This is a genomic window from Citrobacter sp. Igbk 14, assembly GCF_028069825.1.
Lineage (GTDB): Bacteria > Pseudomonadota > Gammaproteobacteria > Enterobacterales > Enterobacteriaceae > Citrobacter.
This window is the reverse complement of record NZ_JANEWM010000197.1, coordinates 1-373: the sequence shown is the minus strand read 5'-3', so window position 1 is coordinate 373 and position 373 is coordinate 1. Positions and strand designations below refer to the sequence as shown.

Genomic DNA, 373 nt, shown 5'->3' with positions numbered 1-373 from the left:
GATCTGGATACGGCTTTTGGTGCGCGGACGTAAAGCTCCGGCGTACCGTAAACGCTGGGGTGAACGCTACGGTTTTTATCGCCGCCCACTGAAACCAGGCGGCATCATGCTCCATTCAGTTTCCGTTGGTGAAACGCTGGCAGCAATCCCATTAGTCCGCGCTCTGAGACATCAATCTGCTTTTGGCACAGACGTTCAACATATCTATCTTCCCTATGATTTACCGGATGCACTGAAACGTTTCCTGAATAAAGTTGACCCCAAACTGGTGTTAATTATGGAAAACGAGCTCTGGCCAAATTTGATCGCTGCACTGCATAAGCGCCATATCCCGCTGGTCATCGCCAACGCACGCCTTTCCGCACGTTCAGCC

General features: G+C 51.5%; 1 protein-coding gene. It reads left to right on the top strand.

The annotated features are described in order from the left end of the window. Position 1: 1 nt before the first annotated feature. Positions 2-373: glycosyltransferase N-terminal domain-containing protein (locus NNN64_RS23125; protein ID WP_271442918.1), on the top strand; the 372-nt coding region annotated here is incomplete at its 3' end.